Here is a 14,764-nt window from a genome sequence, read left to right as displayed (position 1 = left end):
CGCCTTACATCCCTTTTAGTTATCTTTGTGTTATGAACACTGCCGATTTATTACAGCGGGCGCTTAAATTCGACTTCCTTACCAAAGAAGAAGGCGTTTTTTTATACCACAATGCTACCACAGCAGAGCTGGCCTATGTAGCCAACGAATTGAGAAAAATACAGGTGCCAAGCGGAAAAGTGACTTGGCAGATTGACCGTAACGTAAATACCACGAACGTATGTATTGCCAACTGTAAGTTCTGCAATTTCTTTCGCAGGCCCGGCCACGACGAAAGCTACATTACCGATATCGAAACCTACAAGGTTAAAATAGAAGAAACCTTTCGCCTGGGTGGTGATCAATTGCTGCTACAAGGTGGACACCATCCCGATTTGGGGCTGAGCTTTTACGCCAACTTGTTTAAGCAGCTCAAAGAGCTTTATCCAGATTTGAAGCTACATGCTTTAGGTCCGCCAGAAATTGCCCATATCGCCAAATTGGAAGGCATTTCGCATACCGAAGTTTTGAAAGAACTCAAAGCCAATGGCATGGATTCGCTACCGGGTGCCGGAGCCGAAATATTGAACGACCGGGTGCGTCGGTTGATTTCTAAAGGCAAATGTGGCGGTCAGGAGTGGCTCGATGTGATGCGCGCCGCCCATCAGCTGGACATTACCAGCTCGGCGACCATGATGTTTGGCCATGTAGAAACCATTGAAGAGCGTTTTGAGCACTTGGTATGGATCAGAGAGGTACAAAGCGAAAAACCTGCCGATGCCAATGGCTTTTTGGCCTTTATTCCTTGGCCATTTCAAGATGACGGCACCTTGCTGAAACGTTTAAGAGGCATTAGCAACAACGTAACCGGCGACGAATACGTCAGGATGATTGCCTTGAGCAGAATCATGCTGCCCAATGTCAAAAATATTCAAGCCAGCTGGCTAACCGTTGGCAAAACCGTAGCCCAACTCTGTCTGCATGCCGGTGCCAACGATTTTGGTTCGATCATGATCGAAGAAAACGTGGTTTCGGCAGCCGGCGCACCGCACCGCTTCACCGCAAACGGCATTCAAACCGCCATCAGGGAAGCCGGATTCGAGCCTCAGTTGCGTGGCCAAAAATACAATTACCGCGACCTGCCCGCACATTTGGAAGAACAGGTAATTACCTACTAAAAAGGTTAGCACCACGATGAATGGCGCCACTAACGGCAGGTGTTGGATTGATAGGGAAAAAGCTCAATGCGCTCAAGCGTACAAGGCTAATTTTTGGATGTAATCGCACAGAATATTTCCTATTTCCTGCTTTTTTTGATAAATTAAGCCCTATTAAAACTAACCTATGCTAAATGCGATCATAGTTGATGATGAAGAATTTGCGCGTTCCTCGCTTTATTTCCTCCTGCAGGAAAATTGCGAAAACGTCAATATTATGGGTATCGCCAAGTCGGTAAACGATGCCAGGGCCCTGCTGAGCCAATACAGTGTCGACCTGATTTTCTTAGACATTGCCATGCCAGGCGAGAATGGTTTCGAACTTATTCCGCAGGCCCAAAATGCCAATGCTACGGTTATTTTTACCACAGCTTACGACCAGTATGCCTTAAAAGCCATCAAGGCTAATGCACTCGACTACCTGCTCAAGCCCATCGACATAGACGAACTGAAAGAGGCCGTAGCCAAGGCCACCAAGTACATCAAACTGAACAAGGCCGAAAACAACCGCAACGAAAGCCTAAAAAACCTGGCCAACGACCTGAGCGAGCGCAGCACCATCAAAAAAATAACCTTACCCAGCGGACAGGGCTACAGATTGGTGGATATAGACGAAATTATACGCATTGAAGCCGACAGCAACTATTCGGTATTCCACCTGACCAACCTCGAAAAAATTGCGGTTTCTAAGATCTTAAAGGATTACGAAGAGATATTGCCCGAAGAACGCTTTGTACGCATCCATAAATCGAGCATCGTTAACCTCAAATACGTCAAAGAATACAATTCTAAAAATGGCCTGCTGGTCGTATTAACCAACGGCGAAGCGATTAGCGTGTCGCGCAGAAGAGCGAGCGATTTTTTCGATGCCATTAAAGCCTATACCAATATCCAAAGTGAGAGCTAGAGCTTGTTTGCGTTTATTTTTTGCTGTTTTGGCCTTATTGCTATTCGCCAACGCAAAAGCTGTTGCCCAAACGGCCTACCTGCCCCACTACACCACCAAAAACGGCTTGCCCAGCAATAACTGCTACTATACTTTGCAAGACCGCAAGGGCTATATCTGGATTGCCACCGATGCCGGCGTAAGCCGCTTTGACGGCACCATGTTCGAAAACTTTTCTGTTGATGATGGCCTACCCGACAACCAGGTATTGCAGCTGAGGGAAGACAAAAAAGGCAGGATCTGGTTTTTATCGCTTAATGGACAATTGAGCTATTTCTACAATGGCAAAATCTATAATCCCGATAACGATAAACAGCTCAAAAAGCTCAATTTCAATGCGGTAGTTGTTTCTTTTTTCGAAGACAGCAAAGGCCGTATCTGGTTTGGCACCAATAAGAACATCATTGGCGTATGGGATGGCGAATCGTTGCTCAAATACAGCTCTCCTACCATGGATAAGCAATTTGCCAATGCCTTTATTTATGAAGACCTGCATGGCAATATCTGGGCTTATAGCACCACGGCCAGCTTTTTGTACATCAGGAACAACTTTGTGCGCATCGAAGACGATTTCTTGCCCTTGTCTTATAAAACGCTTGCGCTCACCAAGGATAAACTGGTTTACTTTTTAAATAAAGATGGCTTAAACATCAAATCGGGTGCCATGAGCAGACCGGTTTTGCACGTAGCCCCAGAACTGCTCGGCAATAGTCCGGGTTACATTTATGCCAACGACGATGAACTCTGGCTAAGCAACAACAGCGGCGTTTATGTAATAGACTACGACGGCAACACCAAGCAGCTGCTCAAAAACGTGGATGTGAACCAGGTCATCAGAGACAACAACCAGAACATGTGGTTTACCACCAAAAACGGTATTTACCGCTTGCCCGCCGCCAAAGAAAGGCTTTACATCGTCAATAAAGACCAAGGCTTGAGTACCGAAGTGGTGAAAAGCGTAACCAAAGACGAAAATGGTAAACTGTGGCTGGGTATGGGCACTGGCGACCTCAACATCCTGAATATCAAATCGAAAAGTGTACAGCAAATCAACATTGCCGACAAGCGAAAATACAATACCATCAAGCAATTGCTGATCGACAAAAAGAACCATACCCTTTACTTTGCTTCCGATTATGGCCTCGGTTCCATTTCCGCTACCAATCCGCAACAAAAATCGCTTCGCTTTTTAAAGGAAACCAACAATTCGGTGTTTGTAGTCAAAAACTTCAGCATCGATACCAGTGCCAAACTGGCCTTGGCTCTTTCTTCGGGCGTGGTAATCATCAACGACCGGATAAACAAGTTCGAATTCTCCTCGCTCAACTACAAAGAACAGCAAGATTATTTTAAGGACCGTTCTTACCGTGTTTTTTACGACAGCAAACAAGATTTATGGTTTTCTAACATCAGCGGTCTTTCGGAGTTTAACCGTGGCGTGCTCAACAAATATTACGAGCATGCGCCTTTGCTCACCAAACGCATCAACGACATCAAGGAACTGGCTAACGGCGCCTTGGCCATGGCTACCGATGGCTATGGTATCGTCATCTTTCAAAATGGCAAGGTAATTAGGCACATTACCCAGAAAGACGGCCTCAACAACAACATCATCAACAGATTGTTTGTTAAAGACAATTACCTGTGGGCCATCAGCAATACCGGCATTACCCGCATTTCGACAGCCCAAAACAGCTTTAGCATCAATTCGTTCGATTATGCCAACGACCTGCTATCAGACGACCTGAACGACCTGTATATCGATACCGACACGGCCTATTTTGCCACCAACAATGGTTTGGTGTATTTTGCGCACGGCCAAAGGGCCACGCAAACCAAAGCGCCAAAAATCTACATTTCTTCGGTGCTCAACAACCGGGAAGTGCTCGATTTGAGTTCGGCCAGTTTTGTGCTCAAACCCGACGAGCGCAACATTACCTTTAACTACAGCGCCATCGACTTTAAGAACCGCAAAATACTATACAGGTATCGCTTAAAACCAGATGCCCCTTGGTCTGAAACCAAAAACAGACGGTTGGAACTTTCTTCATTGGAACCAGGCACCTATAACTTCGAAGTAAGCGCAAAAAGCCAGGACAGCCCCTGGAGCGAGCCCGCCAAGTTCAACTTTGTGCTCGAAAAGCATTTTTGGCAAACCTGGTGGTTTTTCGCCCTGCTATTGGCCATTGGCGGCTACATTTTATACGCCATAACCGTTAGCATTACCAAGAGGCAGAAAAACAAGGAACAGGAACAGCTATTGCTGAAAAACAAAATCCTGATGTTGGAGCAACAGGCACTGCAGGCCATGATGAACCCCCATTTCGTGTTCAACGTGATGAATTCCATCCAGCACTACATCAACACCAAAAACACTTCATCGGCCAACAAGGTGCTCACGGGTTTTGCGAGGCTCATCAGAAAGAACCTCGAGATCTGTACCAAGAGCTATATCAACTTGGAAGAAGAAACCGAATACCTCAATCTATACCTCAGCCTGGAGAAAAACCGCTTTGGCGACAAGCTCATTTACAGCATCCAGGTTGATCAGCAGCTCGACAAGGAAGAAACCCTTATTCCTTCCATGCTTTTGCAACCTTACATCGAAAACGCAATATGGCATGGCATCATGCCAAAAGAGGAAGGCGGCGAGGTTAATATCCAAATCAATCAGCAAGACGACGATTACCTGCGCATTCAGATTATCGATAATGGCGTAGGCATCAACAATTCGCTGGGCCAAAAGAAAGGTGGCCATCAAAGCAAAGGCATGAGCCTGACCAAAGAAAGGATCAATTTATTGAACAAGATTGAAGCAAAACCTATACAATTGTACATCGAACAGCTGGGAGAAAGTGGCACTTCCATCACAATTTTGGTCCCGTTGCAGTAATTTTTACCGTTTACTCAATTATTCATACCACTCACTAAATATTCTCTAATCATTGTTCAAATAGCATTAAACTTGTTATAAGATATTCAACAACCCAGATGGGTTTGTTTTAAAAACGTTCTTATAGGATTGACAAAGATATTTTTTAACCTAACCTAAAACTATATCTCAATTCAGGTTTCATTTGTGTGTTAAAAGCGTCCCGAAAAACTCGAGACGCTTTTTTGTTTTAACGCCTATTTTCCGCTCTCCGAAAGCTGTCCGACTGTTGCTTAATCTCTTACGTTTCAAGCCCCGAAAAAAATCAAAAAAACTTTCAGAAAGAATGATTTTATATTAATTTTGACTCAAATAAAATTCTAAAAAAACAGGTTTCTTTCTATTTAAAAAGATTTTTTGTAATTTAGAGTAATCGTTAAAACTTTCCGACAATTAATATTTTTTGTGTTATGAAAACGCCAAAAAAACCTATTCAGAAAAACCCATTGAACAAGCCGATGTCTAGCAAAAAGGAATCAGATGAAGAAGAAGATGATGATATCCAAGATCGTGATATCAGGGACGAAGACGATGACGACGACTTCGATATGCCGTTAGACGATTTAGATACCTTCGAAAGTTTTGACGATGACGACGATGACGACGACAGATACTAATCAAGTTTAAAAACCTTATATTTAAAAGCATCCTCTTAGGGTGCTTTTTATTTTAAATCCATGCCGCAAATGAAGATCGTACCCGTTAAAGACAAAGGAACGAAAAGAGAATTTTTAAATGTTGTAGATACCATCTATCAAAACGACCATAACTGGATCCGCCCGCTAGACCAGGACATCGAAAAAATATTCGACGAAGAACAAAACCCTTTCTTTAAGCATGGCCAATGCACACGCTGGATTTTGGTTGACAACAAAGGCCAAACCATTGGCCGCGTAGCCGCTTTCATTAACGAGAAAAAAGCGCACCATTATGAGCAGCCTACCGGTGGCATGGGTTTCTTCGAATGCATCGATAAAAAAGAAGCTGCTTTTTTACTGTTCGATACCGCCAAAAACTGGCTCTTGTCTAAAGGCATGAAAGTAATGGAAGGCCCCATCAACTTTGGCGAAAACGATCAGTTTTGGGGGCTATTGGTTGAAGGATTTACGCCGCCTTCTTACGGCATGAACTACCATTTGCCTTATTACCAGAAATTCTTTACCGAATATGGTTTTGAAACCGCCTACGAACAGCTAACCAACCATATCAACCTCAGCATCCCGTTTCCCGAGAGGTTTACCAAAATTGCCAACTGGGTGGCCAATAAGCCAGGCTATACTTTTGAGCATTTCAAAAAAAGCGATTCCCAAAAATACATCAAAGACCTGATGGAGATTTACAACGATGGCTGGAAGGATTTTGAAAACTTTGTACCTATTAAGCAGGAAGTACTCGAAGAAAGCTTTAAGCAAATGGAAGTTATCATGGACGAAAAGCTTATTTGGTTTGCTTATGCCAATGGCGAACCAGCCTCGTTTGTGGTCATTATTCCCGATGCCAACCAAATGATCAAGGGGTTGGATGGCAAATTGGGCCTATTGGAAAAGCTAAAGTTTGCCTACAGGCGATGGGTAGGCGTTACGCGTATGCGTGCCATTGTAATGGGTACCAAATCGGCCTACCAAAAGCACGGATTAGAATCCGCACTTTTTATCAAGCTAAAGGAGTACGTTATACCCAAAAACCAATATAAGGAACTGGAACTTTCGTGGGTAGGCGATTTTAACGAAAAAATGATTGCCGTACATCAGGCTACTGGTGCAACTTTTGGCAAGCGCCATTTAACGTTGCGGAAAGTTCTTTGATTCCGATAAATTTCTGAGCTCCTCATAAAGATCGATGATCTTTTTTTGGAGCTTGGTGATTTCTTCTTCCTTGATGGCAAGCTTATCTTTCAGAATGCTGATTTCTACCGACGAAATCCCACCTTGGATGCCTTTGCCATCGTTAGAAATAATTTCCAGCGTAGAAACCTCGAATAGCTTGGCTATCTGGTCCAACCTGGAAATATTGATGTCTGTTATACCTGTCTCGATTTTTGAAAATGCGGGAATAGAAATATCAAGTCTTTTGGCTACCTCTCCTTGGCTCCAGCCATTTTTTTGACGCAACTGTCTGATGTTTTTTCCAATGTTGTTCATTTGATTTGTTAGGTAAATAGAGTTTGTACATCACTATACATTCAACTCTAATGCCAATCTAACCAAATCCATGCCTCCAAAGTTACCCGAGCTCATCAACAACAGGTTTGTTTGAGCAAAATCAAGCTGCCGCAAATATGCTTCCAATTGTGCCGCGTTGTTAAAAAACAGCAGCCTTTCATCGCCAAAAGATGTTTGAACATCTTTTTCTGTCAAGGGCTCCATTTTCTTTTGGCTAAAAGTCTTTTCGTCTATGTAAACAATGGCGACGTCAGCGTCGTTCATCGTATCTTGATATTGTTGCAGAAAGGTTTTGTTTAAGCTGCTAAAGGTATGCAACTCGATGCAGGCCACCAGTTTCCTATCTTTAAATTGTGCCTTTACGGCATCAATAGTAGCTTTTAACTTAGATGGTGAATGTGCAAAATCTTTGTATACATTGGTCTGTTTACTGGCGTTTAACAGCTCTAAACGCTTGGCTGCCCCAGTAAAAGATGCAATAGCCTGGTTAAAATCATTTTCGTTTATACCCAATTGCTCGCACACCAACCTGGCCGCGCTCGTGTTCATTAAATTGTGATCCCCGAACACCTTAAGCGGGGTGCGCTGAGGCAAAATATATGTTACTCCGTCTATTACTTCATGGGCCGGAACGCCATAGGGAATGCGCTCAATATTTGCTTTAGAGTTAATTACAATTTTTCTTAATTCCGGATCATTTTCACAATAAATCAATTTTCCGTTGGGCGATATCGTGTCGATAAATTTACTGAACTGGGAAATATATTCCCCAAATGTAGGAAAAACGTTGATATGGTCCCATGCTATGCCGCTGATTACCCCAATGTTTGCATGGTACAAATGGAACTTTGGTCTGCGGTCAATTGGCGAAGCCAAATACTCGTCGCCTTCAATAATAATTACAGGTGCAGAGTCGGTTACCTTAACCATGGTATCAAAGCCGGCCAGCTGTGCCCCTACCAAATAGTCAAAATCGCGCTTGTAATAATTGAGCACATGCAAGATCATCGAAGTAATGGTGGTCTTGCCATGACTGCCACCAATCACCACCCTCAATTTATCTTTAGATTGTTCGTAGATGTATTCGGGATAAGAGTAAATTTTCAAGCCCAATGCCTGAGCTTTTAGCAACTCCGGATTGTCTACCCGGGCATGCATACCCAAGATAACGGCATCGATATCAGGCGTAATCGACTCTTCGTTCCAACCCATTTCGGCCGGTAAAAGTCCATAGCTGGCCAGTCTGCTGCTCGATGGCTCGAAAACCACATCGTCAGAACCTGTAACGTTAAAACCTTTCTTGTGCAGGGCAATAGCCAAATTGTGCATGGCACTGCCCCCTATTGCGATAAAATGTATACGCATATGCTTAATGTTAAATTGTTGGAACGTTGAAAAGCTCAGATACTCAAACATTTCAACTTTAAAACTTTACAACCTTACGGCTTACTTTTTCACGAACTGGGCCGCTACCCAATCGCCGAGCTTCTTATGGTTTAGATAAACCAGGTCGAAACCGGCACAGTGCGCCTTGATCATGTCCAAATCCGGACTTTCATAAAAGCCGCTGAAAAAAATCAGGCCTTTTTCTCTTAAAACCTTGTCATAAGACTCGATTTGATCGAGCAAAATATTACGGTTGATATTAGCCAATATGATATCAAACTGGGTAGCTGGAATGGCCTCTTTGCTGCCACAAAACGACGCCAGATTGCTTACTTCGTTCAATTCGGCATTTTCGATGGTACTGCGATGGCAAACCTCGTCGTTGTCTATGGCAACCAATTGCTTTGCGCCTCTTTTCGAAGCCAAAATACCCAATATACCGGTACCTGCGCCCATGTCGAGTACCGTTTTATCCTCAACGTCTGTTTCGAGGATATACTGCATCATCATGGTGGTGGTTTGGTGATGCCCGGTGCCAAAGGCCATTTTGGGGTCGATTACGATTTCGTATTCGTATTGGGGCTGTGCTTCATGGAAAGTGGCCCTCACATAGCAATTGTCGGTAATAATAAGCGGACTAAAATTCTTTTCCCATTCTTCGTTCCAGTTTTGGGCCTCGATATCGCTTACCAAGTAAGTGTACTGCAGTTCATCGCCAAAACTTGCCAAAACCTCGTTCAGTTCGATTTCGTTAAACTGGTTAGCCAGAATAAAGGCATCAAAGCCCTTGTCGTTATCTTCAAAGGTATCAAAACCGATTTCGCCGAGGGCGCCTACCAATAAATCTTTCTGGTATTCTTCGATCTGGCCAAACTGAAAAGCTACTTGTTTATAATCCATTAGGAATTGAAGGTTTTGATGATGTCAACAAAATCGCGTGATTTTAACGAAGCGCCGCCAATTAAGCCACCGTCGATATCGTGTTGGGCAAATAGTTCGGGCGCATTTTTGGCGTTACAGCTGCCACCGTATAAAATCGTTGTATTATCGGCAAGGTTAGCGCCATATTTGGCTTCTATTTCGGCCCTGATGAAGGCGTGGATATCTTGTGCCTGCTCTGGCGTTGCAGTTAAACCGGTACCAATAGCCCAAACAGGCTCGTAGGCCAAAACAATCTTCGCAAAATCATCAGCGCTTAAATTAAACAGGCCGTTTTCCAATTGTGTTTTGAGCACGTGGTAATAGCTGCCATTGTTACGCTCATCGAGGGTTTCGCCTACGCAAAAAATTGGCGTAAGGTTGTTTTTAAGTACCAATTCGGTTTTTTGAGCCAAAAGCTCGTCCGACTCGGCAAAGTATTGCCTGCGCTCAGAGTGGCCGATAATTACATATTCGCAACCCACAGAACTGAGCATCTTGGCCGAAATTTCGCCAGTAAATGCACCACTTTCGTTTTGGTGGCAATTTTGGGCTCCAATCTTCACTACGCCGCCAGCTAATTGCGACAAGCTGTTAAGATGGATAAACGGCGAGCAGATCACGGCAATCTGATTGCCTTTTCTTTCATCTCTCACCATATTTACGATTTCCGAAAAAAGAGATACCCCTTCTTGGTAATCTAAATTCATTTTCCAGTTGCCTGCAACTATCTTCTTTCTCATAATTTTTATTGCTTTGTTGAGTTTAAAACCCTCTATATTGTTCTGTTATTTCAAAAATATGCGCCAAAATGGCCCCATCGGTATCATTTAAAACCTCTTGCTTCCTGGCCAGCACTTTTGCGGTGGTAGCCAGCATTTTGTCTAAACGATAGGTTTCGAAGCCCTGCGCACCGCCCCAGCTAAAATCTGGAATATGGTTTGGCGGAAAGCCCGCCCCAAAAACATTGGCGCCTACCCCTACTACCGAACCCGTGTTAAACATGGTATTGATGCCACATTTGGCATGGTCGGCCATGATCAAGCCACAAAACTGCAAGGCGGTATCGCGCATTTTTTGCGTTTCGTAATCGTATAGCTTTACGTTGGCGTAATTGTTTTTCAGGTTCGAATTGTTGCTGTCGGCGCCAATATTGCACCACTCGCCCATCACCGAATTACCCAGGTAACCTTCGTGGCCTTTTGCCGAATTGCCCCAGATTACCGAGTTGTTGATTTCGCCTCCTACGCGACAATTAGGGCCGATTGTAGTGCCCGAATAGATCTTGGCACCCATTTTTACCGACGAATTTTCGCAAAGCGCAAACGAACCACGGATGGCGCTCGCTTCCCAAACCTCCGAGTTTTTGCCCAGGTAAATAGGCCCGTAAGTGGTGTTAAATATACTGCATGTAGCTTTTGCACCTTCTTCTACAAAGATATGGTCGCCCAAAACGGTATTGGTACTGTCGAGCTGCGCCGAAGTTCTGCCCTTGGTGAGCAAGGCAAAATCCTTTCTTATCTCTGTGGGGTTAAGCCCAAACAACTGTTCTGGATAAACCAAATGGGTAAAATCGCCAGTAAAGTTTATGGGTTTCAATTGCGCCAAAGCCTGGTCGGCCACTAAGCGAACCGAAGCAGCATAAGCGATAACCAATTCGTTTTTAACCAGTACCTCACCATCTTTGAGTGCCGTTACAGCCTGCAGCAACGCTTCATCCGGACAAATAGACCCGTTGATATAAAGAGATGAATCTATTGCAGGGTATTTGGAGCTCAGGTAGGCTTGCGTTAAGTAGCCAAAATCGGCATGGAGGTGTTTTGCCCATTTTTCGGCAATGGTTAAGATGCCTATCCTCAAATTTGCCACAGGCCTGGTAAAGGTCAGCGGCCTTAGCGAAAGCCAAGACTTGTCATCAAATAAATTGATTGTCATAAGCTACAAAAATAAAAAAAGTCCCGAGGCATTTGCACGGGACTTTCAAATATTTTATGCGTAAGCTAAAATTATTTCTTTGCGTAACGCGATTTGAATTTATCGATACGACCAGCGGTATCAACCAATTTCATTTTACCAGTATAGTAAGGGTGAGAAGTGTGAGAAATCTCTAATTTGTATAATGGATATTCATTTCCATCTTCCCATTTAATAGTTTCTTTAGTCTCAACGCATGATTTGGTTAAGAAAGCATAGTCGTTAGACATGTCTTTAAACACAACAAATCTGTAGCTTGATGGATGCAAATCTTTTTTCATTTGAATATTATTTAAGTTTTATGTGTATGAAACTTCAAGAATAAGGTTGCAATTTGCTGGCAACGCTACTTATGAATATTTCAATTAGTCTTTTGTTTCTTCGCTCTAATTTTAGAGGATGCAAATATCCTAATTTTATTTTTCATTTACAACACCAAATCAATTAAAATTCGAAGAAGATGGATTGCTCCTCCAAATTCTGCTTACGAACTGTATTTTTTCCAGGTTTCTATCTTGGCTTTTTGGCGTTCGATATAGGCCTTGGCAATCACTTCGGCTGAATTTTGGTTGCCACTGCTCTCTAACAGTTCCTTAAGCTTGTACTGGTCTACATCGGCCCGGTAAAGAATTTGCAAAAGCTTCGAAAAATCGTTTTCCACCAAATAATCGAACGAATTGACCAGGATGTGGTAAAGCTGTTCTTCGTTCAGGTTCTCGGCGATATCGAAATCTTTGCTGATTATTTTGATTAATGATGCTACTTCAGCCATTATTTTAACTTATTTATATTTTTTTGACGACAAATCGTTTAATCCGCCTATAGTTTCGGGCGCTACTCCATTTTTTCGGCACTCCTCTAAACTCAGGGGCTCCATTTCGATGAGCTCGGGCAACTTTACCCGCCTCACCAGATTCCGTTCTTTATACAGGTGGCAATAGAGCACGTCATCTTTTCTTTTCAGTTCATCGCCATAAAAACTAAAGGCCCTGATCTTTTTATCCTTCATCGAGTTCACGTAGATCCTGTTTTTTTCAAAGCAGATAAAGAGGAGGTGTCCTTGATACCACTCGACCAAGAGGCATTCAAAATAAACAGAATTTTCGCCACCGGTTATGGGTGCCCAACTCCAAACAGCACCATCGCCATAAACCACCAGGTAAGGATTGTCTGAGCCATCGGCTTCATGCCAAGCCAGCCTGCCATCGGCATAGTCGATATCATGTACATAAATAGAACGCCTGCCACGTCCAGCTTCATATTCGACGTGCAACCCATCATAAGTTACATCCGAATAACTAGCTCTTAATAAATCAATTACAACTTGAACTAATTCCATTTCCATTACAGTTGGCGGTTAACAATTGGCAGTTTACAATCGGCAGCTGGCAGTTCTTTATTAACAACAGTTTGGCAATTCAACAATTTAACAATCTAAATATCCAATCACCCAATGAACTAATGACACTAGTGAACTAACGTATCTCCTGGCAAAGTTCTACCAACACGCCGTTGCTATCCTTCGGATGCACAAAGCAGATGAGCTTATTGTCGGCGCCTTTTTTCGGCTCGGCATTGAGCAAGGTAAAGCCCTCGCCTCTTAAGCGCTCCATTTCTGCATAGATATCTTCCACATCAAAAGCAATATGATGGATTCCTTCGCCTTTTTTTTCCAAAAACTTGGCAATCGCACTGTCTTCGCGGGTACTGGCCAGCAGTTCGATCTTGTTTTGCCCCACCTTAAAAAACGCAGTGCTTACCCCTTCCGATTCTACCGGCTCTGTTTTGTAGCAGGCTGTTCCGAGCAGTTTTTCATAGGTGCGACAGGCCTGTTGCATATCTTTAATGGCAATGCCAATGTGTTCTATCTTGTTCATATTGGTTTTAAACAGTTAAGCAAATGTAAAAATGCGGGTTTTACCTATAGCTTCATAGCTATTATTTATAATTGTTCGAAAACTTTTTTCGTATCTTTGTGTATTGATAACAATTGATAGATGATGGAACTTCCAATTTACTTAGATAATAATGCTACCACGCCTCTTGATCCAAGGGTGCTAGAGGCCATGTTGCCTTACTTTACCAACAAATTTGGCAATGCGGCCAGCCGCAACCACGCCTTTGGCTGGGTAGCCGAAGAAGGTGTTGATTATGCGCGCGAACAGGTAGCAAAACTAATTGGTTGTACAGACAAGGAGATTATTTTCACCTCTGGTGCTACAGAAGCCGATAACTTAGGTATTAAAGGCGTTTTTGAAATGTACCAAGACAAAGGTAACCATATCATAACTGCCACAACAGAACACAAAGCCGTACTTGATACCTGCAAACACCTGGAAAAACTGGGTGCCAAAGTAACTTACCTGAACGTAAAAGAAGATGGTTTGATCGATTTGCAGGAGCTTGAAGCAGCGATGACCGAAAAAACCATTTTGGTAACCATTATGTATGGCAACAACGAAATCGGCGTGATCCAACCGATCAAAGAAATTTCGGCCATTGCACACAAGCATGGTGCTTTGTTTATGACCGACGCTACACAGGCTGTGGGCAAAATTCCGGTAAACGTAAACGAAGACGGCATCGACTTGATGGCTTTCAGTGCGCATAAAATGTACGGTCCTAAAGGTGTTGGCGTTTTATATGTACGCAGAAAGAACCCAAGGGTTAAAGTTACCGCACAAATGGACGGCGGTGGCCACGAGCGCGGCATGCGTTCGGGTACCTTAAACGTACCGGGCATTGTAGGTTTAGGCAAGGCTTGCGAATTGTGCAGGTTGGAAATGGAATCAGAAGCCAAGCGTTTATCGGCTTTGCGCGATAAATTGGAAAGTGCGTTGACTACTTTGGAAGAAAGCTATGTAAATGGCAATCGCGAACACCGCTTGCCACATGTAGCCAATATCTCTTTCAAATATGTAGAGGGCGAAGGCTTGATGATGGCCATGAAAGATTTGGCGGTATCGTCAGGTTCGGCCTGTACTTCGGCTTCTTTAGAGCCATCGTACGTATTGAAAAGCCTAGGTCTATCTGATGATTTGGCACACTCTTCAATCCGTTTTGGCTTGGGCCGTTTTACCACCGAAGAAGAAGTTGACTACGCAATTGAGAACACCAAGAAAGCCGTTAACCACCTGAGAGACCTTTCTCCGCTTTGGGAAATGTTTAAAGAAGGCGTTGACTTGAGCAAAATTGAGTGGGCTGAACACTAAAATAGAATGACGATTGTAGATTGACGAATTACGATTAG

General features: G+C 43.4%; 15 protein-coding genes. 6 read left to right on the top strand and 9 right to left on the bottom strand.

All coding sequences use genetic code 11. The features are described 5' to 3' along the window. Window positions 1-32 precede the first annotated feature (32 nt). The 5 genes from VRU48_RS02255 to VRU48_RS02235 all read left to right on the top strand — a co-directional run bounded on the left by VRU48_RS02255 (window position 33) and on the right by VRU48_RS02235 (window position 6,879). Window positions 33-1,157, top strand: a complete 1,125-nt coding sequence (locus VRU48_RS02255; protein WP_330106304.1) for a CofH family radical SAM protein — start codon at window positions 33-35, stop codon at window positions 1,155-1,157. A gap of 166 nt (window positions 1,158-1,323) precedes the next feature. Then, on the top strand, window positions 1,324-2,103 hold the full coding sequence (locus tag VRU48_RS02250) for a LytR/AlgR family response regulator transcription factor (RefSeq protein ID WP_330106303.1): 780 nt from the start codon (window positions 1,324-1,326) through the stop codon (window positions 2,101-2,103). Continuing rightward, window positions 2,093-5,035, top strand: a complete 2,943-nt coding sequence (locus VRU48_RS02245; RefSeq protein ID WP_330106302.1) for a sensor histidine kinase — start codon at window positions 2,093-2,095, stop codon at window positions 5,033-5,035. The genes VRU48_RS02250 and VRU48_RS02245 overlap by 11 nt, the downstream gene beginning before the upstream one ends. Before the next feature lie 449 nt (window positions 5,036-5,484). Continuing rightward, entirely contained in the window at window positions 5,485-5,691 is a 207-nt protein-coding gene (locus VRU48_RS02240) for a hypothetical protein (protein WP_199141605.1), read from the top strand. A 69-nt stretch (window positions 5,692-5,760) separates the two neighbouring features. After that, window positions 5,761-6,879 (top strand): GNAT family N-acetyltransferase, encoded by a 1,119-nt coding sequence (locus tag VRU48_RS02235; RefSeq protein ID WP_330106301.1) that lies wholly within the window; start codon window positions 5,761-5,763, stop codon window positions 6,877-6,879. Here VRU48_RS02235 and VRU48_RS02230 read toward each other — a convergent pair. From VRU48_RS02230 to mce, 9 genes are all read right to left on the bottom strand, one after another. Further along, on the bottom strand, window positions 6,856-7,215 hold the full coding sequence (locus tag VRU48_RS02230; RefSeq protein WP_330106300.1) for a helix-turn-helix domain-containing protein: 360 nt from the start codon (window positions 7,213-7,215) through the stop codon (window positions 6,856-6,858). The two genes, VRU48_RS02235 and VRU48_RS02230, sit on opposite strands and share 24 nt — an antisense overlap. 33 nt (window positions 7,216-7,248) lie before the next feature. Then, window positions 7,249-8,601, bottom strand: a complete 1,353-nt coding sequence (locus VRU48_RS02225; RefSeq protein WP_330106299.1) for a UDP-N-acetylmuramate--L-alanine ligase — start codon at window positions 8,599-8,601, stop codon at window positions 7,249-7,251. 81 nt (window positions 8,602-8,682) lie between these two features. After that, the gene (prmA, locus tag VRU48_RS02220; protein WP_330106298.1) at window positions 8,683-9,522 is read right to left on the bottom strand and encodes a 50S ribosomal protein L11 methyltransferase; all 840 of its coding nucleotides are present in this window, start codon (window positions 9,520-9,522) and stop codon (window positions 8,683-8,685) included. Then, on the bottom strand, window positions 9,522-10,283 hold the full coding sequence (tpiA, locus tag VRU48_RS02215; protein WP_330106297.1) for a triose-phosphate isomerase: 762 nt from the start codon (window positions 10,281-10,283) through the stop codon (window positions 9,522-9,524). The genes prmA and tpiA overlap by 1 nt, the downstream gene beginning before the upstream one ends. Window positions 10,284-10,305: 22 nt before the next feature. Further along, complete coding sequence (locus VRU48_RS02210) at window positions 10,306-11,475, bottom strand: putative sugar nucleotidyl transferase (protein WP_330106296.1); 1,170 nt, start codon at window positions 11,473-11,475, stop codon at window positions 10,306-10,308. Window positions 11,476-11,546: 71 nt separating this feature from the next. Beyond that, entirely contained in the window at window positions 11,547-11,795 is a 249-nt protein-coding gene (locus VRU48_RS02205; RefSeq protein WP_330106295.1) for a type B 50S ribosomal protein L31, read from the bottom strand. Window positions 11,796-11,998: 203 nt separating this feature from the next. Next, on the bottom strand, window positions 11,999-12,286 hold the full coding sequence (locus tag VRU48_RS02200; protein ID WP_330106294.1) for a hypothetical protein: 288 nt from the start codon (window positions 12,284-12,286) through the stop codon (window positions 11,999-12,001). Between the two features lie 9 nt (window positions 12,287-12,295). After that, complete coding sequence (locus VRU48_RS02195) at window positions 12,296-12,853, bottom strand: hypothetical protein (RefSeq protein WP_330106293.1); 558 nt, start codon at window positions 12,851-12,853, stop codon at window positions 12,296-12,298. Between the two features lie 136 nt (window positions 12,854-12,989). Next, the gene (gene mce, locus VRU48_RS02190) at window positions 12,990-13,391 is read right to left on the bottom strand and encodes a methylmalonyl-CoA epimerase (protein WP_330106292.1); all 402 of its coding nucleotides are present in this window, start codon (window positions 13,389-13,391) and stop codon (window positions 12,990-12,992) included. 123 nt (window positions 13,392-13,514) lie between these two features. Here mce and VRU48_RS02185 point away from each other — a divergent pair, with 123 nt between their 5' ends. After that, window positions 13,515-14,726 (top strand): IscS subfamily cysteine desulfurase, encoded by a 1,212-nt coding sequence (locus tag VRU48_RS02185; protein WP_330107747.1) that lies wholly within the window; start codon window positions 13,515-13,517, stop codon window positions 14,724-14,726. The last annotated feature ends 38 nt before the right edge of the window (window positions 14,727-14,764 follow it).

The organism is Pedobacter albus (assembly GCF_036324255.1).
In the GTDB taxonomy this organism is placed as follows: domain Bacteria; phylum Bacteroidota; class Bacteroidia; order Sphingobacteriales; family Sphingobacteriaceae; genus Pedobacter; species Pedobacter albus.
The sequence above is the reverse complement of the archived record's forward strand: the minus strand, read 5'-3'. Positions and strand labels throughout refer to the sequence as shown.